Annotated in this window: 25 protein-coding genes and 1 tRNA gene; 7 read left to right on the forward strand and 19 right to left on the reverse strand. The window is 69.0% G+C overall.

Going from position 1 to position 22,009, the window contains the following annotated elements:
* Positions 1 to 57: 57 nt before the first annotated feature.
* Together DBP14_RS17310 and DBP14_RS17315 are read left to right on the forward strand one after the other, a co-directional pair.
* Positions 58 to 1,602 (forward strand): trypsin-like peptidase domain-containing protein, encoded by a 1,545-nt coding sequence (locus DBP14_RS17310; RefSeq protein ID WP_129308101.1) that lies wholly within the window; start codon positions 58 to 60, stop codon positions 1,600 to 1,602.
* An 80-nt stretch (positions 1,603 to 1,682) separates the two neighbouring features.
* A tRNA-Ser gene (locus DBP14_RS17315) sits at positions 1,683 to 1,769 on the forward strand.
* A gap of 135 nt (positions 1,770 to 1,904) precedes the next feature.
* Here the strand turns inward: DBP14_RS17315 and DBP14_RS17320 are convergent.
* The 16 genes from DBP14_RS17320 to DBP14_RS17395 all read right to left on the reverse strand — a co-directional run bounded on the left by DBP14_RS17320 (position 1,905) and on the right by DBP14_RS17395 (position 12,545).
* Entirely contained in the window at positions 1,905 to 3,320 is a 1,416-nt protein-coding gene (locus DBP14_RS17320; protein ID WP_129308102.1) for a tyrosine-type recombinase/integrase, read from the reverse strand.
* Positions 3,321 to 3,380: 60 nt separating this feature from the next.
* Positions 3,381 to 3,569: a helix-turn-helix domain-containing protein gene (locus tag DBP14_RS17325; protein ID WP_129308103.1), complete on the reverse strand. Its 189-nt coding sequence runs from the start codon at positions 3,567 to 3,569 to the stop codon at positions 3,381 to 3,383.
* A 163-nt stretch (positions 3,570 to 3,732) separates the two neighbouring features.
* Entirely contained in the window at positions 3,733 to 4,962 is a 1,230-nt protein-coding gene (locus DBP14_RS17330; protein ID WP_129308104.1) for a DUF3631 domain-containing protein, read from the reverse strand.
* A complete protein-coding gene (locus DBP14_RS17335; protein WP_129308105.1) occupies positions 4,959 to 5,315 on the reverse strand; it encodes a hypothetical protein in 357 nt (118 codons plus the stop codon). Before DBP14_RS17335 ends, DBP14_RS17330 begins: the two co-directional genes overlap by 4 nt.
* Positions 5,312 to 6,202: a bifunctional DNA primase/polymerase gene (locus DBP14_RS17340; RefSeq protein ID WP_129308106.1), complete on the reverse strand. Its 891-nt coding sequence runs from the start codon at positions 6,200 to 6,202 to the stop codon at positions 5,312 to 5,314. The genes DBP14_RS17335 and DBP14_RS17340 overlap by 4 nt, the downstream gene beginning before the upstream one ends.
* Positions 6,199 to 6,933 carry a class I SAM-dependent methyltransferase gene (locus DBP14_RS17345; protein WP_129308107.1) on the reverse strand — a complete coding sequence of 245 codons (735 nt, stop codon included), beginning with the start codon at positions 6,931 to 6,933 and terminating at the stop codon, positions 6,199 to 6,201. Before DBP14_RS17345 ends, DBP14_RS17340 begins: the two co-directional genes overlap by 4 nt.
* 89 nt (positions 6,934 to 7,022) lie before the next feature.
* The gene (locus tag DBP14_RS17350) at positions 7,023 to 7,226 is read right to left on the reverse strand and encodes a hypothetical protein (protein ID WP_129308108.1); all 204 of its coding nucleotides are present in this window, start codon (positions 7,224 to 7,226) and stop codon (positions 7,023 to 7,025) included.
* The gene (locus DBP14_RS17355; RefSeq protein WP_129308109.1) at positions 7,223 to 7,411 is read right to left on the reverse strand and encodes a hypothetical protein; all 189 of its coding nucleotides are present in this window, start codon (positions 7,409 to 7,411) and stop codon (positions 7,223 to 7,225) included. The genes DBP14_RS17350 and DBP14_RS17355 overlap by 4 nt, the downstream gene beginning before the upstream one ends.
* Positions 7,402 to 7,671 (reverse strand): hypothetical protein, encoded by a 270-nt coding sequence (locus tag DBP14_RS17360; RefSeq protein WP_129308110.1) that lies wholly within the window; start codon positions 7,669 to 7,671, stop codon positions 7,402 to 7,404. The genes DBP14_RS17355 and DBP14_RS17360 overlap by 10 nt, the downstream gene beginning before the upstream one ends.
* Before the next feature lie 150 nt (positions 7,672 to 7,821).
* Positions 7,822 to 9,894, reverse strand: coding sequence for a cell division protein FtsK (locus tag DBP14_RS17365; RefSeq protein ID WP_129308111.1), 2,073 nt, complete (start codon positions 9,892 to 9,894; stop codon positions 7,822 to 7,824).
* 88 nt (positions 9,895 to 9,982) lie between these two features.
* Positions 9,983 to 10,177 carry a DUF6257 family protein gene (locus tag DBP14_RS17370; protein WP_129308112.1) on the reverse strand — a complete coding sequence of 65 codons (195 nt, stop codon included), beginning with the start codon at positions 10,175 to 10,177 and terminating at the stop codon, positions 9,983 to 9,985.
* Positions 10,178 to 10,252: 75 nt separating this feature from the next.
* On the reverse strand, positions 10,253 to 10,630 hold the full coding sequence (locus DBP14_RS17375) for a DUF6251 family protein (RefSeq protein ID WP_129308113.1): 378 nt from the start codon (positions 10,628 to 10,630) through the stop codon (positions 10,253 to 10,255).
* Positions 10,614 to 10,970 (reverse strand): RRQRL motif-containing zinc-binding protein, encoded by a 357-nt coding sequence (locus DBP14_RS17380; RefSeq protein WP_129308114.1) that lies wholly within the window; start codon positions 10,968 to 10,970, stop codon positions 10,614 to 10,616. Before DBP14_RS17380 ends, DBP14_RS17375 begins: the two co-directional genes overlap by 17 nt.
* Positions 10,967 to 11,986 (reverse strand): DUF2637 domain-containing protein, encoded by a 1,020-nt coding sequence (locus tag DBP14_RS17385; RefSeq protein ID WP_129308115.1) that lies wholly within the window; start codon positions 11,984 to 11,986, stop codon positions 10,967 to 10,969. Before DBP14_RS17385 ends, DBP14_RS17380 begins: the two co-directional genes overlap by 4 nt.
* Entirely contained in the window at positions 11,983 to 12,276 is a 294-nt protein-coding gene (locus DBP14_RS17390; RefSeq protein WP_129308116.1) for a DUF6303 family protein, read from the reverse strand. The genes DBP14_RS17385 and DBP14_RS17390 overlap by 4 nt, the downstream gene beginning before the upstream one ends.
* Positions 12,276 to 12,545 (reverse strand): DUF6284 family protein, encoded by a 270-nt coding sequence (locus DBP14_RS17395; protein ID WP_129308117.1) that lies wholly within the window; start codon positions 12,543 to 12,545, stop codon positions 12,276 to 12,278. Before DBP14_RS17395 ends, DBP14_RS17390 begins: the two co-directional genes overlap by 1 nt.
* Positions 12,546 to 13,071: 526 nt before the next feature.
* Between DBP14_RS17395 and DBP14_RS17400 the strand changes: the two genes are divergently transcribed.
* From DBP14_RS17400 to DBP14_RS17410, 3 genes are all read left to right on the forward strand, one after another.
* Positions 13,072 to 13,455 carry a winged helix-turn-helix domain-containing protein gene (locus tag DBP14_RS17400; RefSeq protein ID WP_129308118.1) on the forward strand — a complete coding sequence of 128 codons (384 nt, stop codon included), beginning with the start codon at positions 13,072 to 13,074 and terminating at the stop codon, positions 13,453 to 13,455.
* 153 nt (positions 13,456 to 13,608) lie between these two features.
* Positions 13,609 to 14,394 (forward strand): aminotransferase class IV family protein, encoded by a 786-nt coding sequence (locus tag DBP14_RS17405; protein ID WP_129308119.1) that lies wholly within the window; start codon positions 13,609 to 13,611, stop codon positions 14,392 to 14,394.
* A 51-nt stretch (positions 14,395 to 14,445) separates the two neighbouring features.
* Positions 14,446 to 15,381 (forward strand): SUMF1/EgtB/PvdO family nonheme iron enzyme, encoded by a 936-nt coding sequence (locus DBP14_RS17410; protein WP_347239651.1) that lies wholly within the window; start codon positions 14,446 to 14,448, stop codon positions 15,379 to 15,381.
* 109 nt (positions 15,382 to 15,490) lie between these two features.
* Here DBP14_RS17410 and DBP14_RS17415 read toward each other — a convergent pair whose 3' ends face one another.
* A complete protein-coding gene (locus DBP14_RS17415; RefSeq protein WP_129308121.1) occupies positions 15,491 to 16,606 on the reverse strand; it encodes a DUF5677 domain-containing protein in 1,116 nt (371 codons plus the stop codon).
* A gap of 308 nt (positions 16,607 to 16,914) precedes the next feature.
* Here DBP14_RS17415 and DBP14_RS17420 point away from each other — a divergent pair, with 308 nt between their 5' ends.
* Both DBP14_RS17420 and DBP14_RS17425 read left to right on the forward strand, forming a co-directional pair.
* Entirely contained in the window at positions 16,915 to 17,661 is a 747-nt protein-coding gene (locus DBP14_RS17420; protein WP_129308122.1) for a hypothetical protein, read from the forward strand.
* Between the two features lie 959 nt (positions 17,662 to 18,620).
* Entirely contained in the window at positions 18,621 to 18,983 is a 363-nt protein-coding gene (locus tag DBP14_RS17425) for a hypothetical protein (RefSeq protein WP_129308123.1), read from the forward strand.
* A 278-nt stretch (positions 18,984 to 19,261) separates the two neighbouring features.
* Here DBP14_RS17425 and DBP14_RS17430 read toward each other — a convergent pair whose 3' ends face one another.
* On the reverse strand, positions 19,262 to 20,698 hold the full coding sequence (locus DBP14_RS17430; RefSeq protein WP_129308124.1) for an amidase: 1,437 nt from the start codon (positions 20,696 to 20,698) through the stop codon (positions 19,262 to 19,264).
* Positions 20,695 to 21,993, reverse strand: coding sequence for an MFS transporter (locus tag DBP14_RS17435; protein WP_129308125.1), 1,299 nt, complete (start codon positions 21,991 to 21,993; stop codon positions 20,695 to 20,697). Before DBP14_RS17435 ends, DBP14_RS17430 begins: the two co-directional genes overlap by 4 nt.
* Positions 21,994 to 22,009 lie beyond the last annotated feature (16 nt).

The raw sequence follows: 22,009 nt of genomic DNA on the forward strand, positions 1-22,009 counted from the left end.
ACCGACGAGCGTGACCGTAGGACCGAGGACAACAGCCGTGGATCGAGGAGAAGAGCTGTGAGCACCGAGAACGAGGGCAACCCGGTACCCCCGGCCCCGTCCGCGCCTCCCGCGCCGGTGGCATCTCCCGCTGCTTCCCCGCAGGGCTCCGCGCCCGACGGGAACGCGCCGACGGCTCCGCTCCCGCCGGTGCCGCAGTCCGCGCCCGGCGCGCCCGAGGCCACGGCCCACCAGGCGACGGCCCACGAGGGACCGGCCCACGAGGGACCGGCCCACCAGGGGCCGTACGACACCCAGGCGCAGCCCTCCGCGAACCAGCCGTCCGGCCCCGCGCACCCGGCTTCGGACGCATCGTGGCCGCCTCCGCCGCCCGCCACGCCCTCCTACGCCGACGGCGGCGCGGGCGCACCGGCCGGCCCGGGCGGACCTGGCGGCCCCGCTGGCTGGGGCGCCTCCTACCAGCAGCCCGCGCCGAAGCCCCGCAGCAAGCGTGGTGGACTGTTCGCCGCGGTCCTGGTGGCCGCGCTGGTCGCGGGCGGCCTGGGCGGCGGCATCGGCTACACGCTGGCCAAGGACAACGACAACCACGGCTCCACCACCGTCTCCGCCTCCGACGGCACCGCCTCCCAGGTCAAGCGCGCCCCCGGCACCATCGCCAACGTGGCGGCCAAGGCGCTGCCCAGCACGGTCACCATCGAGGCCGAGAGCAGCAGCGGCGAGGGCGGCACGGGCACCGGGTTCGTGTTCGACACTCAGGGCCACATCGTCACCAACAACCACGTGGTGGCCGACGCCGTGGACGGCGGCAAGCTGACGGCGACATTCCCCGACGGCAAGAAGTACGACGCCGAGATCGTCGGGCACGCGCAGGGGTACGACGTCGCGGTCATCAAGCTGAAGAACGCGCCCTCGGACCTCAAGCCCCTCGCCCTCGGCGACTCGGACAAGGTGGCCGTCGGCGACGAGACCATCGCCATCGGCGCCCCGTTCGGGCTGTCCAACACGGTCACCACGGGCATCATCAGCGCCAAGAACCGCCCGGTGGCCTCCAGTGACGGCAGCGCCAGCAGCAAGGCGTCGTACATGAGCGCCCTGCAGACCGACGCGTCGATCAACCCGGGCAACTCCGGTGGCCCCCTGCTGAACTCCTCGGGCGCGGTCATCGGCATCAACTCCGCGATCCAGTCCACCGGGAGCGGCGGTTTCGGCTCCGGGCAGTCCGGCTCCATCGGACTCGGCTTCGCCATCCCGATCAACCAGGCCAAGTACGTCGCCCAGCAGCTGATCAAGACCGGCAAGCCGGTGTACGCCAAGATCGGTGCCTCGGTGTCCCTGGAGGACACCACCAACGGCGCGAAGATCACCGACCAGGGCGCGGCCGGCTCCGCGGCGGTCGAGCAGGGCGGCCCGGCGGACAAGGCCGGCCTCAAGCCCGGTGACGTCATCACCAAGCTCGACGGCACGGTGATCGACAGCGGCCCGACCCTGATCGGCGAGATCTGGACCCACAAGCCGGGTGACAAGGTCCAGGTCACCTACAAGCGCTCCGGCCAGGAACACACGGTGACCCTCACCCTGGGCGCCCGCCAGGGCGACAACTGACGCCCCCTTCAGGACCACCGCCCAGGACACCTCGTCAGGCCGGTAACCTGTACCCGCGCCACACCCACCGTGCGGCGCGGGGAGGCGTGCCCGAGCGGCCGAAGGGAACGGTCTTGAAAACCGTCGTGGCAGCGATGTCACCGTGGGTTCAAATCCCACCGCCTCCGCCCAGGTCATAGACAGTGCAGGTCAGAAGGGGTGTCTCGGTCGCCGGGACACCCCTTCTGCGTGCAGCCTGTCTCACCCTGGCTCGCCCGTATCCCGCCTTTGACCAGTGCGTATGGGCCATCCGTGGGCCAGGATCAGGGCTGATCCTCCCCGTCCAGCGCCCGAGCGATCAGGTTGTTGGAGTGCTGCTGACCGCCCTTAAGGATCTTGGCGTAGAAGCGGTACAGCACGGCGATGCTGTGGCCGGCCCGGGCGGCGACTTCAGCGGGGTCCACCCCCGATTTGATCCATAGGGAGACGCCCGCGTGCCGCAGGGAGTAGGGGACTGCGGCGAGGGCGGATTCCGTCTCGCGCGGCGAGAGAGCGGCTTTGCGCGCTTTCTCCCACACGTCGCAGTACTCAGTGGACGGCACCCGCCCTCCCCGCGCTGCCCGGAACAGCCGGCCGTCGTCGGCAGTGCCATACCGGGCGATGTGCTCACGGAGTAGATGCACCAGGACGGGAGGGATGGGGACGGCGCGCGTTGCCCCCCGCTTCCGACGCTTCAGACCGCGCGTCTCGTACGACGTACCGTCGTCCGTCCAGCCTCCACCCACCTCCGGGCGACTCTCTCCGAGCAGCAGCTCTCCCCACTCCTTGACGTTGTCCGGCGAGTTCGGCGGCAAGGTGCAGTCTGATGCCTTGAGAGCGACGATCTCGCCGGGTCGCATGGCCGCGTAGTACAGGCATCCGAAGAACGCGTGAAGGTGCTCGCCGCGCGGCCCGGAGTCGCGCACTGCCCCGAGCAGGGCGCGGGCCACGTCCGGGCCCGGCACGTACCGGAAGTCGATTTCGTCGTCGCTCTCGGGCGGTGTCCAGTCCACACGCGGCAGCGGGTTCGCCGTGAGAAGGCCTTTCTCCTCCACCGTGTAGCGCAGCACGTTGCTCAGCACCATGCGCTTACGACGGACCGTGTTCTCTGCGGCCTTGCTCCCGTCCAACCTGAGGGAGAGCGCTTCGAGGGCAGGACGTAGGAGTGCGGGGTCTTCCAGTTCCTTGACCTTGCGTGAGTGGGCGGCAATCCACTCCAGCGCGGCGCAGATCTCGCTCGGCGGCTCCTCTGCCATGTGGCGAGGCACCCACACGCCTTCCGGGTTACGAGCGGCACGGAATGCCCACTGGTACAGCGCGGCACGCAGCACTTTGGCACGGGGCACCCCGCGCTTGGTGGTGACGAGTACGGGGGTGACGACGGCGAGCGATTCCGCGATGCTCGCCCGGTGCTTGGCGGCGGCACGCGGCCATTTCATGAGCACGTACTCCGTCGCGTGGTCGAACCACGAGGGAGATGAGCGAGCCATCAACTCAGCCGCGGGAAGACCGGTCTCCTCGTCGAACTGCTGATGGTCGCGGAGAGCGGCCATCAACTCCGCCCGGCGGCCATCCGCTTGAGGCTTGAGCTTGAAACTGCGGGAGTGGGGGCGTTCACCCACCCGCCATCGGAGTTCCCACGGCTTTGGGCGGCCGGCGCGCTTGCGGATGGACCAGATATCTACGTCGTACGTGAGCATGTCTCTCCAGGCAGAGCGAGGGGCCCGCGCTGAGCGCGGGCCCCTCTGGGGTGATCGGATTTACGCGGCGGTTTGCTCACACCGCTTCCACCAGGCGTCCAGGTCGCTGCGGCGGCAGCGGAGCTGTCCGTTGGGGAGTTTGATCAGGCGCGGGGCCTGGCCGCGTGCGCGCATCCGGTAGAAGGCGGCGCGGCTCATCTCGATCTCTTCGAGGACTTCGGGGAGCTTGAGCATCTTGGTGCCGGCCAAGGCGGTGACTCCTTCGGTCTTCTTCCCTCTGAGGGATCCGCCACGTCCGCCACGCCGCCACACCGCAGGTCAGAGCCTTGATCGTGTGGCGGATAGCGGTTCTGTGGCGGATAGGTGCCGCCACACTCGGACCGTTGTGGCGGCGGGGCGAGTGCCGGATTGGTCAGCCGGCGAGGGTGGGTTGCGTGGCGGATTCCTCGGACGCGTGGCGGACGACGGTGGCGGTATCCGCCACGGATTCACCCCCGCTGACCTGCGGTGTGGCGGACGTGGCGGACGTGGCGGATTCTCCGGGGGAGGGAGGGCAGTACCGCGTCCAGGCGTCGGTGAGGTCTTCCGCGTAGTAGCCCTTGGGGAACCCGGAGGGCGTGCGGATGCCGCGCGGTTTGATCGGCTTGTTGTTCGGGGTGACGTACTGACCGAGCATCCGGGCGAGGGTGCGGGAGTTGATCGGCTTGTCGTCCAGGTCGCCCCATGGCGCGTCGTCCATGGCGAGCAGGCATTCGAGGATCGCGGCGGTGGGCATGCGGTCCTCGCCGCAGAACACCTTGTCGCGCAGGTCGGTCAGCAGCCGGACCCCGAGGGATGCTTCGTCGTTGTCGTGGGCGGCACTGATCAGTTCAAGGCAGGCGGCACGGGCCCGTGCGGGCCAGTGACCGCCGGCCGCGTCGGCGACGGCGAGCAGGGGTTCCCATACGTCCGCCGGCCGGTCGGTGACACCCTCGGGCATCTCGGGCCACGCGCCCGCCACCTGGTCGCGGACGACGTCAGCCCACTTGGCGAGGCGGTCGCGCACGGCGTGCCCCTGCACCTCGTGCTTGCGCTGACGGTACGGTTCCGCCTTCTCGTTGGGGGCGCGCTTGCGCATGCGGATGATGACCGAGCGGGTCAGAACGGTGTCCGGCAGGGAGCCGAGTCCCGCCATGGCCACGGCGCAGTAGGAGTTGAAGATCTGCGCGTTCTGGTTGGAGCCCTCACCCACACACCGCAGGGCGCCGGCCGTGCGCCGGTATCCGGCGTTCAGGAAGCCGCGCAGGGCCTCATCTGCCCCTGCCTTGGGTCCGAAGATGGTGTCCACCTCATCGAACAGCACCGTCGGGAGTCCGGCGGCGGAGTCGACCAGCCGGTACAGGGCGTTCGCCGACGCGGACACCGTGGTGACCGGGCGGGGGGTGAGGAGTTCCACGATCTCCAGCGCCCGGGACTTGCCCGACCCCGGCTCCGGGGACAGGAACGCGATCCGGGGTGTGGTCTCGAAGCACTCGATCAGGTGCGCGTGCGCGTCCCACAGCGTCACGGCGACGTAGGCCGCTTCGGTGGGGAAGACGTTGAAGCGCCGGTGGAAGGCTTCCACCTCGTTGAGCAGTGCGGCTCCGTCGATGGTGGGGGTCATGCGGCGGCCCTTCCTTCCTGGGGGTTGCGCAGCGGGCAGGCGGTTCGGTGGGCAGCATGGGCCCCGATCAGAGCGGCCACGCGGTCGTGGCCGACGGCGCTGCGGTCCCAGCCGCACGCGCACTTGGAGGTGGCCGTGGGCACCGCGCCGCGCGGCGCGCTGATGTGCAGCCAGGCGACGGCGAAGCGTCCGTCGCTCTCGTGCGGGTCAGAGCGAAGTGCAGTTCGGACGCCCTGACGGGCGGCGACCTTCGGCCCGCCCACGACCGGCCCGAGTGCGGTCGGTCCGGCGTCGTGGCGGCGGGTGGGCGCTGGGGGTTGGCCTTCCAAGCGGGGGGTTGCGGGGGCGCTCATGCCACCTCCCGGGGCCGGGCTTTACGGATGGAGCTGTCCAGAGCGCTGCGCACGGTGGTGCGGCACTCGGCAGCGGTGAGTCCTGCCGCCTCGCCGATCCCTTGGAAGGCGTCCTCTGCCACGTGCCGGGGGAGGTCGCCCCACGCGACGAACCGCCCCACCTTGAACGCGCTCCGGTTCAGCGTGGTGTTCCGCTCGCCTTCCGGCGCTGCGGCCACGACCGTGCACTCGGCTTCCAGTGCGGCCAGTGCGGCGCGGCTGCCGTCGACCGCAGGGAGCCTCAGCGGGGCCGCAGGGCGGACGGGGGCGGGTTGCAGGATGGTTTGCAGCCACGACGGCAGAGGGGCGGCCACAGAGCCGCACAGAGCCTCGTACCGTCCGGCGGGGGTGGTGCTGCCGGCGGCGACCACGTATCCGCCCCATGCCCGGGTGTCGACCGACTCGGCCACGGTCCCGGCCGTGTTGCCGAGCTTCAGGCCGGTGGGGGCGGTGAAGTACAGGTGTGTTCCACCGCTCGCGGTCCGCACCCGGTAGGTGTCGGGGACGGCGTGGCCGGCGCGCTCGCAGAGCGCCTCAAAGGTTGCCGCGCCGTCAGGCGCGTCCGAACTGCCCTTGTGCTCTGGCGTGTCCAGGTCGACCACGACCAGCCCGGACGGGCCGGTGGCGATACCGACGTTGAACGGCGCACGCGACCACGCGGCGCGGATGCGGGCGGAGTCGATGGTGGCGCGCTGTTCCCACTTCACGTGTCCGTTCGCGCACTCGCCGCTGCGGGTGCAGTTCTTCTCGCCGTGCAGGGCGGGCGGCTTGCTGCCGGGGCGGAGGGGGAAGACGTGCCAGCCACGCTCGGCGGCCTCCAGGGCGGCCCGCATCAGGTCCTCGTTCATGCGGCCGCCCCCAGACCCACGGTGAGCCGGTCGGTGAGGAAGGCCCGGCCGATCCACTCGGTGTAGGCGGGCGGCAGCGCCTCGCGCAGGCGGAGGTGGTCGGTGGACCAGTCGATGCCCTTCGCGTGGCGGATCTCTTCGGTGGTGGCCTTGCCGCCGCCCTTGCCGTAGGCGGCGACGTAGGGGCCGTGGTGGTAGGCGCCGTGGCGCCAGCCGCGCACCCTGCCCCGGTGTCGGGGGTGGGCCGGTTGCACGGTCGACCAGCGGCCGAGTTCGAAGTAGCGGTGCATGAGCACCGCGAGCGAGAACATCTCCCCGCACAGGCGGATGTCCTTGCGGACCTCGGAGCCGGCCACGTTCTCGATCACGTACGGCCGCCCCGTCGCCTCCAGCGCGGCCCGGGTGGGGGTGATCAGGCGGGGGTAGGTCCGGCCGATCGCGGCGTTGCGGGCGGCGTTGGTGCCCTTGGTCGGGGCGCCCTCGCCCTGACACGGCGGCGAGGCGTGGATGAAGTCGAACTCCTGGCCATGGGCCAGGATGAATGCGACCGCGTCGCCCTGGCGGAAGTCGTCGCCCCGGTAGTCCGGTTGCGCGGTGATGTCGATGCCGGTGACGTGCCAGCCGAGTCGCTTGTAGCCCTCGGTGGCTCCGCCGATGCAGCAGAACGCGTCCAGGACCCGCACGGGCCGGAACGCGTCCGGCACTCGCCGGATCGGGGTGGGTTGGGTCATGCTGGGTGTCTCCAGTTCCTTCGATGGATGCTGGGTGTCAGGGCGGCCCCGGACTTTGCCGAGACGGGGGCCGCCCTTGTTCGTGCGCTCTAGCGGTCCGACACCACCGGCGGCAGTGCCGGTGCGGGCGCCGGGGCCGTGGCGGTGAGGTAGAGCCGGACGCGGGTTCGCTCACGCGTCGGGTAGGCCCGTGCCGGGCCGGTGGTGAACGTGCCGGCGAGCGCGGCAGTGACCCGTTCGGCCTGCTCGGGTGCGCAGATGACGCGGATCTCGAAGGTGCCGGGCCGGGTCATAGGCCGTGGATGGAGCTGACGACGGCGGCGGCCATGTTGTTGATGGGGCCGGCGGCGCCGGTGGAGGCGAGGAAGAAGCCGAACATGGCCGCGACGAACGCGGATCCGGCGCTGAGGCTGTTGGAGCGGAGCAGGAAGAACAGGACGAGTCCGAAGATGAACACGAGGGAGACGGTCACGACCATGGCGTGTAGCTCCTGTCGGTGTCGTAGCGGTCGGGGCGTCGGGTGCCGGCGCGGTGGATGTCGCGTCCGGTGTTGAGCAGTCGGCGTCCGGCCCGGAGCCGGTAGCGCTGTCCTCGGCAGCGGCGGCAGGCTTTGACGGTGCGGCGGCCGATGCGGACGCCGATCCCGGAGCACTTCCGGCAGCGGGCGAACGGCCGGATGGCACACAACGCTGCGTAACCGGTGAGGATGAGCAGGACGGCGAGGCTAGCGAGAGCCACGGGGGCTCACTTCCCTTCACAGGGCTGGTTTCGGGGGTTTTCGCAGGTGGGCCGCTAGACGCTAGTGAGCTGATCAGCGGCCCTGTGGGGCGCTAGTGGGGTTGCTAGACCTAGCGGGCGGAGCTGCTAGGTCTAGCAACGGTGCTGGGGTCAGGCGGCGGCCCGGTCGGCGTTACGGCGTGTAATCGCGGCGGTGATGTCGGCGCGTTTGATGCCGCGCCGGTTGGCGCCCTCGCCGTCGTCGGTCTGCCCCCACACCTGGCCCGGCTTGATGCCCCACGGCTTGAGCGCGGCGGTGACGTTCTCGCCCTGCCAGCCGGTGTAGGTCTCCGGGTGGGCGGCGGCGAGCCGGGTCGCGATGCGCTCGCACCACACGGCCTTCTCGTCGTCGGCGATGACGTCCAGGACGTCGGCGAGGATGTCGGAGCCACTGCCCGTGTTCTCGGGGCCTTTGCCGATGGCGTGGCCGGTGACGTTGCCGTAGGCCTCGCGGGCCTGGCGGGCGCGGGCGACGATGCGTTCGGCGGCGACCGCGTCCACGAACGCGGAGGCGACGATGCGCGGGTCGTCCCCCTCACCTGCCATCCAGCAAATCCCCCGGTCCGAGCGGGAGAACATCGTGGCGCGGTAGCCCGACTTGTACATCGACGTACCGAGGACCATGTCGTTGGCGGGCTGGCCCATGACCTTGAGGCAGAAGCGGAGGACGGCGTTGGCGCTGATGCCGGTGGGCAGGGATTTGGCGTCGGGGCGCTGGGTGCCGAACATGGCCACGATCCCGAGGGCGGGGCCGCGTTTGACCAGGTCGGTGCAGATGGCCTCGATCTCCTTGCCGTGTTCCTCGTGCTCGAAGGGCACCTGGCACTCGTCGAACCCGACCACGATCGGGTGCAGCCCGAGTTTCTTGTCGGCGGCGAGTTCCGGGGTGACCTTCGACTCCGGACACCGCGAGCGCGGCAGGGACTTGATGACCTTCGCCCGCCGGCGCAGTTCCTCTTTCAGCTCCCGCAGCGTCTCCACGACGTAGGCGATGTCGTCGTCTTCCTCGCCGGCGCGGTAGCGGTGGCAGACCGGTTCCAGGGCGCCGAAGTCGCCGGTGCCCTTGAAGTCGAACGCGTGCACCTCTGCGCGCGGGTCGAGAGCGGCGATGAGCAGGAACAACCGCATCAGGAACGTCTTGCCCATACGCGGAATCGACCCGACGACGACGGACGCGAACATGAGGGTGACGGCGACGTCCCGCATGCGCTGGTCGTTGCCGAACACGACGGGCCGGAACAGGTCGACGGTGCCGGTCTTGGCGAGCGGCCAAGCGGGTTTGGTGGTCTCGTTCATCGGCTTGTCGCCCACCCACAGCACCAACCGCCCTTCGTGTTGCTCAGGGTCGGGGGAGGGCCACACACAGCCGGTCTTGCGTCGGAGACCGGAGGCCAGGGATTCGCGCTCCTTCATGATGTCGTCGGGCGTCACGCCGTAGGGGAGGTCGAGGTCGGCGCGGTAGCCGGGCCCGTCCCGCACGATCTCCGAGACGAACCGCAGGCCGTTCATGTCGCCGCCCTTCTTGATCGCGGCGGTGACCTTGGCGTTCCCAATGCTGTCGAGTCCGCGCAGGACGATGGACCCGGTGAGCTTCTGCACCTCGGTCTTGAGGACGGCGGGGCCGACGACGGGGGCGTCGGGCTGCTGACCACCGAGACCGAGCAACATCACTCCGCCGGTGGCGAACGCGTAGAGGAAGGCGGGGGCGAGGACGTACAGGTAGAGGGCGAACCCGCCCCCGAACACGGCCGCCACGAGGGTGACCAGGCCGCGCAGGCGGATGCGGCCGGCGCGGAGGCGGGCGAGGCGCATGTACTCCTCGACGTCCTCAGTGCGTACGGCGAACTCACGGAGCGGGGCGGCTTCGCGGTCCCACACCCACCGGTTGGTTGCGGCGACGAACCGGCACGCGCCCCGGGGGGCCATGAGGGTGAGTCGCCCGGCGTAAACCGGCAGGCGGACGCCGTGGAAGAGGGCGGAGTACCCGGCGTTCGCGGCGGCGTGCTTGGCCGTGGCGGTGAAGTCGCGCTTGTTGGTCAGCCATCCGGCCAGGACGGGCTTGCGCTTCTCGATGCGCACCTTCGGGTCGGGGAGGGCGGGGTTGTCGACCGCGACGGGGGCGGCCGGCGCGTCGTCGGGGTCTGGTACGGGCCGCAGGTGCGGGCCCATGGTGCTGTCAGCCATGCTGGAGGCTCCCTGCTGCTCAAGAGGGTGGTGGGTGGCCCGGGGGCGGCCGGTTTCCTTGGCCGGGACGGCCGCCCCCGGGGCGTTGCTACTTGCGCTTGCCGGCGCGCTCTTCGCGCTTGCGCGCCTGCTCCAGAACGCGGTCGACCTTGCGCTGCAGGTCGCGCTGGTCGACCCGGCCGCCGTACTGGCGGTCGTCAGCCAGGCCGCGCTTGTACATGCGGGCGACGTACCAAGCGATCTGCGTCTTCTCACCAGCGGTCAGGCGAGGCTGCTTGCTCATCTCGGTCACTCCCGTTCCGGGCCGGACTGTCCGGCTCCCCACAACCCTCGGCGTGCCGGGGGTCACGGGCAGCCGTCAGCGACGGCCGCGGGAACGACGCAGGGTGCTCGCGGCCCGCTTGCCGTCCTCGCCGCCCACCGAGCGGACGACAGTGACGACACCCCACGCACACACCACCGCAATCAGCGCCAGCAGGGCGAGATTGGCGGCCATGGCGGTGAGGACACCGACCAGGAGCGGGCCGAAGTACACGCCGGCCGCGACGGTGCCGGCACCCATCCCGGCTCCCAGGGCGACGCGCTGAACGGTGCGGTCCGGCGGCGCCTGATGCACGTGCTGGTGGATGACCTGCGGCCCGCTGAACTGCGCGGGCGGGGTGGGGAGGTGGTTGGTGTAGGTGTAGGTGCCGTCGGGGAGCTGCACGACCCGGGGCACGTCAGGCAGCGATTCCATCTGCGATTCCTTCGGGGTAGGCGCACGGCACACACATGCCGAGCGCGGCGGGGATGACGTATCCGGCGTCCCGCCGGCACTCGGGGCAGAGACGGCGGGCACGGTTCGCCTTGGCGAGCGCCGCCCACCGGCCCGGCGTCATCGGCCGGACCGGCGCGGCAAGGTCGACGCGGTAGAGGTAGGCGACCAGCGGCGGCCGGCCGCGCCGGCGGGGGCGTTCCAACTGAGCGGCCACGTCCTGACCACCCGGCCGCAACCCCTGTGCTCGGAGCTGACGGCGGGTGGCCAGACCGTCCGGGGCGAGCCGCCACCGGAAGACCGGCAGAGTTGCGGGCGTCACCGGCCCGCACCGGCAAGGTCAACGTGGGTGCCGTTGACCGGTCCGCGCAGTTCGGCGTAGCGGGCGGAGACCCACCCGACCGACCAGCCGCACAACTCCGCTGCGGCACGCACCGCCAGGCCCTCGGCGAACGCGGCGGCGACGATGGCGTGCGCCCGGTCCTCCGCAACCTTCTCCACAGCCGGGCCGCCGGACAGCAGCGCGGCCCGTTCACGCGCCGCCCGCTCCTCATGCTCGGCGCGTTCACGGCGTTCACGCTCGGCCTGCTCCTGCTGCTGCCGGCGTGCTTCAGCCTCGCGCTCCAGCCGCTCCCGCTCGCGACGTTGAGCGGCCTCACGCTCGATGCGTTCACGCTCGCGCTGCTGCTGTTCACGCTCGCGTTCACGGCGTTCACGGGCCTCGCGCTCGGCCTGCTCCTGGCGGCGGGCGGCTTCCTCACGTTCGGTCTGCTCACGGGCGAGACGCGCCTCGTGTTCACGCTGTTCACGGGCCAGCATGGCGGCGTGCTCGCGTTCCTCACGGGCCCGCCGCTCCGCCGCCTCACGGCGCTCAGCGGCGGCCCGCTCGCGCGCTTCGCGCTCGGCACGCTGCTCGGCCTCCAACCGCGCTACGGCGGCCGTAATGGCGCGCCGGTAGGCGAGCCCCGTCTCGGCGGTCACGATCAGCAGGAGCGGGGCAACGGCGTGCACGGCCACGCCGACCAGGTCGTCCTTCAGCGCGGAGTCGGCGACGTTCAGGGCCAGCGTCATGCAGCCGGTCATCCACCGCAGCACGACCGGCCACCGCCCACCGTGCCCGCCTAGCCGGGCCAGCACCGCGTCCAGGCGGACGACGATGACCACCGCAGCGTCCACGACCAACGGCAGGATCGGCGCCGTCCACGCCCACTTCGCCGGCGTATGAGCGGCAGCGAGCGGGGTGACGGTGAGGATCGAGTACAGCATCGCACCCGACACGATCAGCCACGTACCGGCCGACAGGGCGCGCTCCGCTGAACGGATATGAACAGCGTTCACGCGACCACCCCCGAGCGTGAACGCACCCGGGCAATGCCCAGCAGCCGCAACGGCGAGGCGGCATCGCCCGGGTCGGCGCGGAACTCGGCCCACTCCCACACCGCCCCCGGCACCAGCTCGTAGCCCAGCGCGGCAAGCGCCCGTGAACGGTCAATGAACGAGGGCACCCGCTCTGCCTCCACTGGACCGATCACGCGCTCAGGCCACGGCGCAGGCAGGTCCCGGCGGACGACGTACGTGCTCCACCGGCCGAAGCTTGCCGTCATGTGGGCCGTGAACGTCTTCGGCATCACGCCGCACCCCCCGGCAGGCTCGCGCTGGCGGTGCGGTTGGCGAGCGCGCGGCGGGCAGCGAGCAGGCGCCGGCGGGCACGGCGGATGCGCTGGGTGTCCAGCTCCGTCGGCGTGCGGTCCAGGACGACGATCTGCGCGTCGACCAGGTCGACGTCCGCCAGGATCAGCGGCATCTCACGCTCGATCGCATCCAGTTCCGCGTCCGTGGGCTCCGCCCAGTCGGCGAACGCAGTAACAGCGTCCTGAACAGTGACGATGTGCTCCATTGGGTCGTCTTCCTCTCAGTCAGGAACGGCCCGAACAGCGCCCCCGGTGTTCCCGCACCGGGGGCGCACGCCGTTGAAGTCGGAATGTCCGGCTCCCCTCAGCGCTGCTCGTACGAGACGAGCAGCGGAGGCAACCGGCCGCAGCGCATGAGCTGCGGAGCGCGTTGACGTACTTGTTTGCGGCTATAGGCCGCGAAGGTGCTGCGGATGAGAGATCACGCAAAGCCGGTCCCCGCCCCTCGGGCGGAGATCCAGGCAGGTCACCCGGCCCGACATGGGCGGTCGGGATGGTGACCCGCACCCATCGACCGCACGTGTTCATGCGGCTGGGTCGGCACTCTGTTGAGTTCGTCGCAGCGCTCAATCCGGGCCGTGCAGCCGGACGCTGTTCGAGCAGGTCAAAGCCACTTCGAAGCAATTGACCTAGGTCGCTTGCCGTTGATGAGAAAGCTACCTAGGTCACTTCGCCGCGTCAAGCGGTCCCGCGCTCGGGTTGCGAGCGACCTAGGTCAAGTACGCTTTCCGAGTGGACTCACAGCCGAAGAGGAAGCCCAACGCGCGCGAAATCGCCGCCAGGATCAGAGACGAGATCGCTGCGGGGACGTTCGGCCCTGGGGATCGGCTCCCCGGTGGGCGCGCCTACGCCAAGAAACTTGGCGTCTCCCTGATGACCGTCCAGAACGCCTACGCACAGCTCCGGGACGAGGGGTTGGTTGAAGGCGTCGCAGGGAGCGGTACCTACGTCCGGGATACCGCCCCCGGCGAGCAAGGGCCCCGCGAGGCGGCACAGCGCCTGACCGACCTCCAAGCCGAAGTCGCGCGCGTCTCGACCGAGCTGGCCGGCCTCGTCGAGCGCGTCAAGCAGCTTGAGGCGGCCGTGGGCCCCACTGAGGGTGAGCCCGGCGCCTAGCGTCTCTCGCGGTGTCCTCGTCGTCATGCATTAAGCGTGTCCCGGCGAGGGCGTCGTGAGTACGTACTCCCCCTGCCCCCGCACCGAACTAATCCGAACTTTGGCTGGCAGCGAGGGTGTTGGCGGTCCGTCAGAGGCTGCAAGACTGGCTGCATGGCCGAACTCAACGGGAAGCCCGTCACCCTAGACCAGCTTGAGAATCTCGCTCTCACGAACTACGGACACTTCACGTCCATGCGGATGGAGGACGGCACGATCCGGGGGCTCTCGCTCCACTTGGACCGGTTGGTGCGTGACTGCCGCATCGTCTTCGGCGTCGAGTTGGACCGGCAGAAGACGCTGGAGTACATCCGCAAGGTAGCCGACGGTGTCACCGGCGTTGCCGGCCTCCGGGTCACCGTCTTTGACCCTGCGCTCGACATGGGACGCCCCAGTGACGCCAAGGATCCGCACATCCTGGTGAACCTGCGGCCTGCCGGCGCCATGCCGCCTCCGCCTCTGACAGCCAAGACTTTCACCTTCACCCGCGACAACGCAGAGGTGAAGCACATTGGCCTTCACCCACAGCTCAAGCTCCGCCGTGACGCTCAGCTCGCTGGATTCGACGACGCCGTGTTCGTCGAACCTGACGGCCTGGTGTCCGAGGGTGGTACGTGGAACCTCGGCTTCGTCGACCACGAGGGCACGGTCATCTGGCCTGAGGCTCCGGTGCTCCCCGGCACCACGATGCTGCTGCTCCAGGGCCTTGATTCGCCCAAGCAGATCACTGCTCCCGTACGGCTCGCTGATGTCTCCAGCATGGCGGCGGCATTCGCCACCAACGTGACGATCGGCGTCCGTACCGTGAGCGCGCTCGATGACGTGCGGTTCCCGCAAGACCATCCGGTGCTCACTGCACTGCGTGATGCCTACGCAGGCATTCCCGGAGAGCGTCTGTAGACACGCGTGCCGCCGTCCCCACGGGGCGGCGGCTCACAACAGGGGTAGCACATGCCACTCGTTACGAAATGGACCGGACGTGAAGTGAAGGCACTCCGTGAGGCCGTACGGATGAGCCTCATGGAGTTTGCCGAGAAGCTGGGGGTGTCCGATCGCATCGTCTCCCGGTGGGAAGCAGACGGCGAACAAGCCTCGCTCCGCATGGTGAATCAGGCCGCGTTAGACACCCTGCTCGCTAAGGCCGAGCAGGATGCTCAGGGTCGCTTCGTCGGCATCCTCGCTGCGGACGACGTCCCCACCCGAGCGATCATCGAACCTGACGAAAGCCAGACAAGAAGCGGCGATTACGTCAAGCATCCCGGGGACGGCAAGCTCATGGCCTACGTTCCGGAAGGCATCTTCCTGTCGGGGGAGGACGACGAACCTGTGTGGGTAGACGAGTTCCACATCGACACCTTCCCGACGACCAACGCCGACTATGCGCGGTTCTGCGCGGCAACCCGGCACCCAATGCCCGAGCACTGGGAGAACGGTCGATGTCCCCGAGACTTGTATGACCACCCCGTCGTGCACGTGACGTGGCGAGACGCGCAGGCGTACGCCACATGGGCAGGGAAGTCGCTCCCCACGGCCGAACAGTGGGAGAAGGCCGCGCGCGGCACGTCGGGGCGCACGTTCCCTTGGGGAGACCAGAAGACAGCCGCCAAGTGCAATGTCCGGGAGACCGGCGTTGAGCGCACGACGTCCGTCTCTCGGTACCACAGCGGCGTTTCGCCCTACGGGGTCTACGACATGGTGGGCAACGTGTGGGAATGGCTTGCGACGCCGACCACGCCGGGGCGGTACCAACTCCGTGGCAGCGCCTTTACGAGCCCCTTGTTTCGGGGAACGCCAGCTATCGCCAACGACGCGGACGAAACTATGCACGATGACGACACCGGGTTCCGCTGTGTGGTAATCACGACGCAGATGACGACACGTAGCTAAGGATAGGCGTCGTTATATGCACAACCTCAGGCGGTGTGGCAGTTCAGGCGATCGGGTCCCTGGAATTCACGATCGCTATGCTTGGCTGGGGGAAGGCAGTTGAGGGCGATTATAGATTCAGTGACCTCCTGACCTCTTGTTCGGCTGCATGAATTTTTTCCTCTACCTCTAGGAACAGTTCCTCTGTCCGCGTGCGCATTTCATCTAGGGACTTTAGTACCACCAGATTGGTTAGATCCGTACCGTTTGGGAGCCCCTTCACTAGAAGCATGACTGTGAGTTGATAGAGAGAATTCAGGGCCATTGAGGCTGGTTCGGTGAGCCCTGTATTTTTCTTTCCGGCTTGCCACACCGCCTCGCCTCTATAATCTGATATGTTGAGTGATATTCCTCGCGAGCCAGCGTGCACTTCGTTGCTGGCCAGTTTGAAGTAGCTCCGCATGTGTCCCATGCGAACTTTACGCTCTATGCCGCCAAGATTGTCGTCGGGGCAATAGTTTTTGGCCCAACCGTACTCTCTCTTAAAATCGGTGCCGTACTTGGCGATCGCTGCATTGTAGCGGTCCTCCAATTCGTCCATAAACTCCTGTTCGAGCGGTTCCATGCCTAGGGTGGCGTGATCCCTTTGATATTGAAGTGCGCTTCGACGTGCGTCAATTACGGCGTGGACGAGATATCTGACTGCGAGATCCCTGTGCGCGGGATCACTTGCGGAGTCGGCAAGCGCTCCAGCTACTACCGCCATCTCGTGCAGCGTTCGACATCGGGCTAGCGCTCCTTCCGGGAAGCCGTTGATCAGGAGCGCATAGACTTCCCCTGCCACTCTGCATCCCTTGGCGTGAAGTCCGATCAGTGCATAGCGGATCGCCTTTTCTTCATCACTGAGCGAGGCGTAGGGCTTAGCCGCTTGTGTCTCGCCTGCCTCTAGTGCGCACGCGGCAGTTATTGTGTAGCTTTTAAACGCTTTTCGGTACCGGCCGCGTAGACGTCTGTTGAAACCTTCGTCCATTTTGCTGTTTATTCGGAAGGATTTTCTATTTCTTGCCACTTTGGTTGCTATGCGACGCCCCATCTGTTCGGTAAAAAGCTCAACGGATTGGGTTGCGATTTGCTCGATCCTCCCCTCGTCCCCTTCATCGACTTTCGCCTCATTGAGAGCATCTATTACGTAGCTCTCGAACTTGTCATCAATGCTTGACTTCCTTCGCCATGTGGGCAGTCGCACGGGTGTCCCCCCTCAGAGTCCGGTGCGGTAAGGATAGATCAATACGTTGGGGTGTTTCCAGGCTCTGTAAGGCTCCCGGCCCCAATGAGCAGCTCAGGAGAGTTTGATGGGTCCTGGAGTCGAGAGGGTCGCTTACTAGCCGGGGCATTGAACGGCTGCTGCTGTGGCTTCTGGTAACGGTGGTTTGACCAGCGGAAGGCAACATCGCTACGCGAACGTCTCCACGAACGGGCGCTGGTCATTTACTGTGCACCGTAACCGCGGTGCCGGCAGGGGAGTCTGAGTGCCTCGGTGAGTAAGGGGGGCCAATGAAGAAGATCATGAGTGTTGTGGCAGCAAGCCTGTTGGTTGCAGGCTGCTCCAGCTCGTCGGGTAAGACGCAGCACGCTCAACCGAAGAAGGCGACAAGCACGGTGGAAGCTGTTGAGAGCCCGACTGAGCAGACCGACGGTGTCGACGCACCCGATCCTGTCGTCGTTGACGAGATCGACTGCTCCGGTGAGTACTACTCCACAGTGGAAGAGGCATGGGCGGCCGCGCAGGATGTGTGCGATGCCACCCTCAGCGGCACGCAGATGAGTGACACGGAGGTGAAGGCCGTGCAGGTCGCCTACGGAGGTGAGGAGAGCCTCGACGGCCTCGCCACTCTGTACGGCCTCTGCGCGCAGTCTGGTTCGGAGAGCTGGTCGTACTTGCAGCAGGCGGGCTCCAAGGAGCAACTTGCGGAGGTTCGAGGGGCTCTGCTCCTGTGCCCGGACCATCCGGACAAGAGCAAGATCGAGAAGCTCGTTGGAAGCGCCGCACATCGCAACAAGCTTGAGGGCGAGGGGCGGGTGTTCGGCAATGGCGTTTATCGCGTGGGCTCTGACATCAAGCCCGGTACCTACTACGTCACCAACGTTAATGGGTGCTACTGGGAAAGAACTGATGCCAACGGGGAGACAATCGATAACAACTTCATCAGCGCGGCGAAGCGGGTCCAAGTGACCATCCTCGCCAGCGACTACTCCTTCAACAGTGAGCGCTGCGGGCAATGGCAGCCCGTTGGTAGCTGATCTGCACGACCGCAGAGCGTTCCAAGCACTCTGTGCTAGCCAAGGTCGGGCGGCTCGCGAAGAGCCAGGCCACGGCGGGTGAACCTCCGAAGTCGTCTGTGCTCTGCCTCACATCAGGTCTGCGGTAACGCTCCCTCACACGGGCGCGGGATTCCAGATTCTGTGGGCCATGTGTGGGCCAGAGGACCCGAAATGAGCCGAGGGACGGGCATCGGTGCTGGTCAGCGTAGGGTCGGGTGGCGGTAGTGGCTCGGTCTTGAAAACCGTCGTGGCAGCGATGTCACCGTGGGTTCAAATCCCACCGCCTCCGCACTGAGAGCAGTGAGAACGGCCCCTGACCAGGCGAACGGTCGGGGGCCGTCGTGTTGTACCGCGTCCGCGCGTGGCATCTCCCCCACCGGCTCGCGCAGCAGGTCCTCGACGACGGATCGGGCAAGCCGAAGCGCGGCAGGCGCTGTAATGGGCGTGATGGGGGGCGCGGTCGGCGACCCTCATGAGGATGGCCGCGGTACCACGCACTAGGCTGCGGTCCCCTTCGGCGACGAGACCCCCGCCGGAACCGTCCCGCTCGTGCGTGCCGTCTCATCGGCAAGTCACGCGATGAGAGAAGAGCACCCATGTCTCCGTTCGTCATACGTTCCAGACGTACCACCGTCTCGGTGTCCGCCCTCGCCTTGGGTGCGGTCATGCTGCTCGCGGGATGTCAGGGAGGCGGGAGCGGCAGCGGAAACGCGGGCCGGGCGTCAAGCGGTGCCTCGGCGACGCCCGCCCCGGCGTCGTCCGCGCCTGCCGACGCTTCCTCGACGCCCGCTCCAGCCTCGTCCGCCCCGAGTGCCGTGCCGAGTGCCGTGCCGAGTGCTGTGCCGAGCGCCTCGACGGCGTCGCCCGCGACCCCTCATTCGTCCACACCGGCGCGCGCGGCCGCCCGCTCGTCGGCGCCGGCGGCGGAGCCGCGGTCCGTGCCCGGATGCCGGAACCTCGTGGCGGGCGCCGCGGTGAAGGCGGAGGTCGTCTCGGCGTACCGGAGGGTGATGCCGTCTCTCCAGCACGTCGCCGTGGGGCACCCGTTCTACTACGGACAGTGCGGCGGCATGCTCTACGCGGCCGCCCGCTTCGTTCCCGGTGAGGGTGTCACCGACGGGGAACTCGTCAGCTTCCAGGACGAGGGTGCCACGATGAAGTTCTTCGCCCGGCCGGCCTCGGGAAGCTGGCGCCGGGTCGGCGGAGAGGGCTTCCCCGCGAGCCCGAAGGGGTGCGCCGAGCCGGGCAGCAACATTCCGGCCGCGCTCGCGTCCCTGTGGGGCGATTGTCCCGACCACTAGGCGTTCTCGTCGCGGCCGAGAATCTGTGCAGGACGTGGCCACTCGAAGTCGCCGCTGCCCCGCAGCGCCCAGAAGCTGCGGGACGCCGGTGGATCATGAAGTGGCCGCGGGCGGATGAGAGTGCCCGAACGGCTTCGTTCGTCCAGGGGGCCGGGAGCCGAATCCGACCGCCGTTCTCAGTGTGGCGCAGATCAGTACAGGGCTCGACGCGTGCGCGTGGCGGGCGGAGGAGTGCGGAGCGAGGCTCGATGACTCGACCCCACACAGCTCCGCCCCGGTCACACGCTCCTGGTGTCAGGGGTCGCTGGGGGGTGCGGGTGGGCGAATTCGGGTTCCAGGGTGTCGGCCAGGGTGAGGAGCAGGTCTTCTCGGTGGTGAGGGGCCGCGAGTTGGACCGCGCAGGGGAGTCCGTCGGGTGAGAGGCCGGTCGGGATGGTGATCGCGGGGTGGCCGGTGTCGTTGAAGACGGCGGTGAAGGCGACGGGCAGGGTTCCGGTGTGGGCGGCGGCCCGTGCGTCGAGTCCTTCCGCGGGCCAGGCGGTGGTGGGGGTGGTGGGGGTGAGCAGCAGGTCGTAGCGGTCGAACAGGGTGGCGGCCCAGGTGTCGAGCTCGGCCCGGTACCGCCAGTAGCGGTCGAGGTCCTCCAGGGTGAGGGCGGCGCCACGGTCGAGGAGCGCGGCGAACCACGGTTCGAAGTCCGCGCGGTGCTCGCGGAACCGGTCGCCGATCCTGGCGAGGCGGTGATGGGCCAGTACCTGCTGGCGCAGCGCGAGCGTGTGCGGGAAGTCCGCGGCCTGTGGGTGCCGGGAGGTGTCCTCGACGAGGTGGTGGCCCAGGCCGGTGAGGACGTCCACGGCCCGGTCCAGTGCGGCGAGGACGGCCGGCCCGGGGTCGGTGATGCCGAAGGTCGGGTTGACGCCGATGCGCAGCCGTGGCAGCGGCCGGTCGAGTTCCCGCTGGTAGGAGTGCAGGGGCCGGGGCAAGGAGAACGGGTCGGCGGGGTGGTGCCCGGCGGTGACGTCGAGGTACAGGGCGGCGTCGCGGGCGGTCCGTGTCATGGGTGAAAGGCAGATGTTCTGGGGCCAGTTGGTGATGGTCCCGGCGGGGGCTGCGGGGATGCGGCCGCGGGTGGGCTTGAGGCCGACGATCCCGCACAGCGCGGCCGGGATGCGGGTGGACCCGCCGCCGTCGCCGGCGGTGGCGAAGGGGACGAGCCCGGCGGCCACAGCGGCGGCCGACCCTCCGCTGGAGCCACCGGGGGACCGGTCCGGGCGCCAGGGGTTGCGGCTGACCCCGAAGAGGTCGTTGGCGGTGTGGACGGCGGCGCCCATCGGCGGGGCGTTGGTCTTGCCGACGACGATCGCCCCGGCCGCCCGCAGCCGCGCCACCTGCGGACTGTCCGTCTCGGCCTCCGCGGCGCCGCGGAAGGCCGAGGTGCCGTGCCCGGTGGGGAAGCCACGGGCGTCCTCCAGGTCCTTGACGGCCAGTGGGATCCCGGCGAGCGGGCCGGGTTCCTCTCCGCGGGCGATCCGCCCGGCGGCCACAGCGGCGTCGTGCAGGGCGCGTTCGGAGTCGAGGGACACAACGGCGTTCAGCGTGCCGTTCATCTGCCCGATCCGGTCCAGGGTGTGCCGCATCAGCTCGACCGGGGAGAGCGTGCGGTCGCGGATGAGCGCGGCCAGTTCGGTGACGGTCAGGAAGTCCAGATCGGTCATGACGGCTCCGGCGGGGTGATGGTGTGGGCGCGCACGCGTTCCAGAGTGCGCTGGGGTCGGATCATGAGGGCGGCGATGACGCCGGCGGGGATCATGACGGCCGCCCCGATGGTGAAGGCGGCGGTGTAGCCGAGGTGGTCGATGACCACTCCGCTGACGCCCGGGGCGATGATCCCGGGCAGGGTGCCGAAGGTGACGCTCACGGCGAGGGCGGCCCCGCGTTGCCCGGGCGGCAGCACCTCACCGGCGTTGAGATAGCTCAAGGGGTAGGCGAGGCTGCCGACGGTGAAGGCGACGGCGATCACCGTGACCCGCAGGGGCCCGGCTGGCAGGTGCGGGAAGAGCGCCATGCAGGCGCCCGCCAGGGCCACGACGCCACCCTGCACCGCGCCCCGGGCCCACCGGCTGGACACCCCGCGGCGGATGAGTCGGCCGGTGAAGGGCACGACCGTGAGCTGCAGGACCACGCCCAGCGCCGCGATGCCGCTCAGCACGGTGGCCGCGGACTGGGGCCGGTAGTGGAGTTGCGACTGCAGATAGGCGGGCAGCCAGGCGGACGAGAGCGCGGTGGCCCAGTAGGCGCCGAAAGCGGCCGCGACGCCGCCCACCACTGTGCCGTTGCCGAACAGCACACGGTAGGGGACCCGCGTCCCGCCGGCTGCCCGGGAGGGGCCGGCCGCATAGGGGCCTTCTCCGCCCACGGGCAGCCAGACCGCCGCCCAGAGTGCCGCTACGACGGCCAGGGCGAGGAACGCGGCACGCCAGCCCTGCTCGTCGATGATCCAGGTGAGCACCGGCGCCGCGACCAGTGCGGCGGCCGCACCCCCGGCGACCTGCAGAGCGGTGGGCAGGCTGCGCCGGTGCTCGGGGAACCACGTGTAGAGGGCGTGCATCGTCATCGAGGCCGCCGGCCCTTCGGCCGCGCCGAGCAGGATGCGACTGGCGAACAGCGTGGGCGCGGCGGCGACCACCAGGACCGGCACCTGGGCCGCCGCCCAGCACACGGCGAGGGCGAACAGGATCCACCGGCTGGAGACCCGGGTCGACACGAAGCCGACCACCAGGCTCGCCACGCTGAACAGCAGGTAGAAGCTGCTGGCGAGGAGACCGAAGGCGGCGTGGTCCAGGTGCAGTTCCCGCATGATCGGCACCGCGGCGAGCCCGAGCACGGACTTGTCCGCGAAGTTGATCAGCATGAAGAACATGATCAGGACGGTGACCGACCAGACCCGCAGCCTGCCGGGCTCGGCCGGCGCGGCGGTGGGGGCCGGGGCGGGCCGTGCGAGGTACGACATGGCGACTCCTTCCCGG

It is taken from the genome of Streptomyces sp. L2 (genome assembly GCF_004124325.1).
GTDB lineage: Bacteria > Actinomycetota > Actinomycetes > Streptomycetales > Streptomycetaceae > Streptomyces.

Coding starts and splice junctions, on each gene's coding strand:
- DBP14_RS17320 (WP_129308102.1), bottom strand. CDS start 3,320: ATGCTCACGTACGACGTAGATATCTGGTCCATCCGCAAGCGCGCCGGC.
- DBP14_RS17330 (WP_129308104.1), bottom strand. CDS start 4,962: ATGACCCCCACCATCGACGGAGCCGCACTGCTCAACGAGGTGGAAGCC.
- DBP14_RS17335 (WP_129308105.1), bottom strand. CDS start 5,315: ATGAGCGCCCCCGCAACCCCCCGCTTGGAAGGCCAACCCCCAGCGCCC.
- DBP14_RS17340 (WP_129308106.1), bottom strand. CDS start 6,202: ATGAACGAGGACCTGATGCGGGCCGCCCTGGAGGCCGCCGAGCGTGGC.
- DBP14_RS17345 (WP_129308107.1), bottom strand. CDS start 6,933: ATGACCCAACCCACCCCGATCCGGCGAGTGCCGGACGCGTTCCGGCCC.
- DBP14_RS17350 (WP_129308108.1), bottom strand. CDS start 7,226: ATGACCCGGCCCGGCACCTTCGAGATCCGCGTCATCTGCGCACCCGAG.
- DBP14_RS17355 (WP_129308109.1), bottom strand. CDS start 7,411: ATGGTCGTGACCGTCTCCCTCGTGTTCATCTTCGGACTCGTCCTGTTC.
- DBP14_RS17365 (WP_129308111.1), bottom strand. CDS start 9,894: ATGGCTGACAGCACCATGGGCCCGCACCTGCGGCCCGTACCAGACCCC.
- DBP14_RS17370 (WP_129308112.1), bottom strand. CDS start 10,177: ATGAGCAAGCAGCCTCGCCTGACCGCTGGTGAGAAGACGCAGATCGCT.
- DBP14_RS17375 (WP_129308113.1), bottom strand. CDS start 10,630: ATGGAATCGCTGCCTGACGTGCCCCGGGTCGTGCAGCTCCCCGACGGC.
- DBP14_RS17390 (WP_129308116.1), bottom strand. CDS start 12,276: ATGCCGAAGACGTTCACGGCCCACATGACGGCAAGCTTCGGCCGGTGG.
- DBP14_RS17395 (WP_129308117.1), bottom strand. CDS start 12,545: ATGGAGCACATCGTCACTGTTCAGGACGCTGTTACTGCGTTCGCCGAC.
- DBP14_RS17405 (WP_129308119.1), top strand. CDS start 13,609: ATGGCCGAACTCAACGGGAAGCCCGTCACCCTAGACCAGCTTGAGAAT.
- DBP14_RS17410 (WP_347239651.1), top strand. CDS start 14,446: ATGCCACTCGTTACGAAATGGACCGGACGTGAAGTGAAGGCACTCCGT.
- DBP14_RS17420 (WP_129308122.1), top strand. CDS start 16,915: ATGAAGAAGATCATGAGTGTTGTGGCAGCAAGCCTGTTGGTTGCAGGC.
- DBP14_RS17430 (WP_129308124.1), bottom strand. CDS start 20,698: ATGACCGATCTGGACTTCCTGACCGTCACCGAACTGGCCGCGCTCATC.
- DBP14_RS17435 (WP_129308125.1), bottom strand. CDS start 21,993: ATGTCGTACCTCGCACGGCCCGCCCCGGCCCCCACCGCCGCGCCGGCC.